The organism is Microbacterium sp., assembly GCF_049661145.1.
Lineage (GTDB): Bacteria > Actinomycetota > Actinomycetes > Actinomycetales > Microbacteriaceae > Microbacterium.
This window is the reverse complement of record NZ_JBASZT010000040.1, coordinates 1-3,098: the sequence shown is the minus strand read 5'-3', so window position 1 is coordinate 3,098 and position 3,098 is coordinate 1. Positions and strand designations below refer to the sequence as shown.

Sequence of the window (3,098 nt, the reverse complement as noted above, 5' to 3'; positions counted from 1 at the left end):
GGCCCACCGTGTCGGGCAGGGCGGGGTTGGCGAACCGGCGGAGGATCGTGGCGCGGTAGTCGGCGAGGCCTGCGGCATCCAGCCCGTGCACCGCCTCGAGCAGCGCCGACGTCTCCTCGAGGGTCGCCGCGACCTTCGCCGCAATGGCAGGGTCGGCGAGCGCGTCGGAGATCTTCTCGATCCCCGCCTGCGCCCCGAAGTACGCCGTCGTCGCGTGACCCGTGTTGACCGTGAAGAGCTTGCGCTCGATGTACGGCGCGAGGTCGTCGACGAAGTGCGCTCCGGGAATGTTCGGCGGGGTGTCGCCGAACGGACCGCTCTCGATCGCCCACTCGAAGAAGGGCTCGACGGTCACATCGACCCCGGAATCCGCGGGCTGTGCGGGCACGATCCGGTCGACGGCCGTGTTGGCGAAGACGGCGCGACCCGAGACGGCCTCCCATTTGTCGCCCGCCTGGGTCTTGATCTCGGCCCGCAGCAGATCGGTCGCCCCGATCGCGTTCTCACAGGCCATGACCTGCAGTGGCGGCAGCGCCGGGTCGCGCAGCGCGAGCCCGGCGAGGATGTGCGGTGCCACGAAGCGCAGCACGGTCGGCCCGACGGCGGTCGTGACGACATCGGCGGTCGAGACCTCGTCGATCACCGCCTGCGGGTCGGTCGCACTGTTGATCGCCCGATAGCCGGTGACGACTCTGTCGGTGCCGCCGTCCCCCACTTCGTGGACCGTGTACGAGGAGGTCGCGTTGATGGCGTCGACGAGCGATGCCGCGACATCCGAGAACACCAGGTCATAGCCGCCGTCGTGCAGCAGCAGGCCGACGAAGCCACGCCCGATGTTGCCCGCGCCGAAGTGGACGGCTTTCATGACTCATTGACCGATTCGAGCAGGGCGAACAGCTCCTCGGGTGTCTGTGCCGCCTTCAGCCGTGCGATCTCGTCCTCGTCGGAGAAGATGAGGGCGATCTGCGACAGGATGTCGAGGTGTTCGTCGCCCTTGCCGGCAATGCCCACGACGAACGCCACCGGCTCACCGTCCCAGTCGACGCCGCCGTCGTAGCGGACGAACGACAGCGCGGAATCGAGGATCGTGTCCTTGGTCTCGTTGGTGCCGTGCGGGATGGCGAGCTCGTTGCCCATGTAGGTCGAGACCGTCTGCTCGCGCTGCTGCATCGCATCGAAGTAGGCCGAGGTGACGGCGCCCGCCGCCTCGAGGATGTCGGCCGCCTCACGCATGGCATCTTCCTTCGACACCGACCCGGGGTGGATCCGCACCTGGCCGACGTTCAGGACTTCTCGTGACATCGCATTCTCTTTCTGTGGGAGTTCTTGGTCATCGTATGCCGTTGTCGGCATGAGCGAGATGGGTCGCGGAGCCGGGGCATCGCGCATCCCGGCTCCGCGACGGTCCGGCGATCCTCAGGCTCCGCTCTGGTGCTGGCCTGCGACCAGGTTCACGACCTCGTCGTAGCGGGGCGAGTTCATGAAGTTGTCGACCGAGACGTGCTCCGCTGTCGGGTTCTTCGCCCTGGCGCGATCGGTGAGCTGGTTCTGCGTGATCACGAGGTCTTCCGTGCCGTCGAGGTTCGCGATCGCCTTGTTGGTCACCGACACGTCGGTGTAACCCGCCTTCTTGATCTTGTTGCGCAGCACGCTCGCGCCCATCGCGGAGGACCCCATGCCCGCGTCGCACGCGAACACGATGTTGTGGATCGGCTTGGTCGTCGCCGAAGCGGATGCCGGGGCGGATGCTGCCCCGCCTGCGGCTGCTGCGCCGGCATCGGCCGTCGAGCGCAGTCCGGCTAGAGCGTCGGAGCTCTTGCCCTTGTTCGCCTCGGTCGCCGCGACGGCAGCGACGAACTGGTTGTCACCGAGCGCTTCGGCGGCGATGTCCCGCTTGCGCGTGGCACGGAGGATGATCGCCGCGATAAGGAAGGTGACGGCGGCCGACAGAATCACCGACAGGATCACGGCGAAGTACGCACCCGGTGCTGTCTGCAGAAGCACCGCGATAATGCTCCCTGGGGCGGCCGGTGCCCGCAGCGCTCCGCCGAGCAGCATATTGGTGGTGACGCCGGTCATGCCGCCGCCGATGAGGGCGAGGATCAGGGTCGGCTTCATGAGCGCGTACGGGAAGTACACCTCGTGGATGCCGCCGAAGAACTGGATCACCGCGGCTCCTGGCGCCGACGCGCGCGCCGCGCCGAGGCCGAAGAACGTAAACGCGAGCAGCAGCCCCACACCGGGGCCGGGGTTGGCCTCGAGGAGGAAGAGGATCGACTTGCCCGTCTCGGTCGCCTCCTGCGTGCCGAGCGGCGTCAGCACGCCGTGGTTGATGGCGTTGTTGAGGAAGAAGACCTTCGCGGGCTCGATGATGATGCTCGTCAGCGGGAGGAGCCCCGTCTCGACCAGCCAGTTCACTGCGGTGGAGAGCAGGTTCATGATGCCGTTGACGATCCAGGCGATCGGATAGAACCCGACGATCGCCATGACGAATCCCCAGATGCCCGCCGAGAACATGTTCACGAGCATCTCGAAGCCGGCCCGGATCCTGTTCTCCCAGAGGGAGTCGAGCCACTTCATGGAGTATGCGGCCAGCGGCGCCATGATCATCGCGCCGATGAACATGTGGATCTGGCCGAGCGGCTTCGCGTCTGCGGGGAGGGTCGCGTTGAACTGTGCGATGAGCAGGTCGGAACCGGCGATCGCACCCATCGTCGCGATCGCCGCGACGACACCTCCGCGCTGCTTGTAGACGATGTAGCCGCCCGTGTACCCGATGATCAGCGGTAGCAGGTAGTGGATGAACGGACCCACGATCGTCGCGAGGTCGGCGTTGGGGGTCCAGCCGACGTCGATGAAGAACGCCGTGAAGATGCCCCATGCGATGAGCGCGGGGATGTTGGGCATGATCATGCCCGAGAGGAACGTGCCGAATCGCTGTACGCCCACGCGTGCGCGGTTCGCCCCCGTGGTCGGGGTAGAAGCCGTTGTCATGGAATGTGTCTCCTTCGAGTTCGTCGCCGCTACAGTGCGGCGACGGGTTCTGCCGCGGCCTGCGCCGCGGCTCGGGCGGATGCCGCGTCGTCCGCGGCGAGGGC

General features: G+C 66.9%; 3 protein-coding genes. All 3 read right to left on the bottom strand.

Going from position 1 to position 3,098, the window contains the following annotated elements; all coding sequences use genetic code 11:
* Nucleotides 1-865, bottom strand: an 865-nt coding sequence (locus WBP48_RS01670; protein WP_424435122.1) for a mannitol-1-phosphate 5-dehydrogenase, incomplete at its 3' end; no start/stop codon positions are given.
* Nucleotides 862-1,302, bottom strand: a complete 441-nt coding sequence (locus tag WBP48_RS01665; protein WP_424435119.1) for a PTS sugar transporter subunit IIA — start codon at nucleotides 1,300-1,302, stop codon at nucleotides 862-864. The genes WBP48_RS01670 and WBP48_RS01665, both read right to left, overlap by 4 nt.
* A 114-nt stretch (nucleotides 1,303-1,416) precedes the next feature.
* Complete coding sequence (locus WBP48_RS01660) at nucleotides 1,417-2,994, bottom strand: PTS mannitol transporter subunit IICB (RefSeq protein ID WP_424435116.1); 1,578 nt, start codon at nucleotides 2,992-2,994, stop codon at nucleotides 1,417-1,419.
* Between the last annotated feature and the right edge of the window lie 104 nt (nucleotides 2,995-3,098).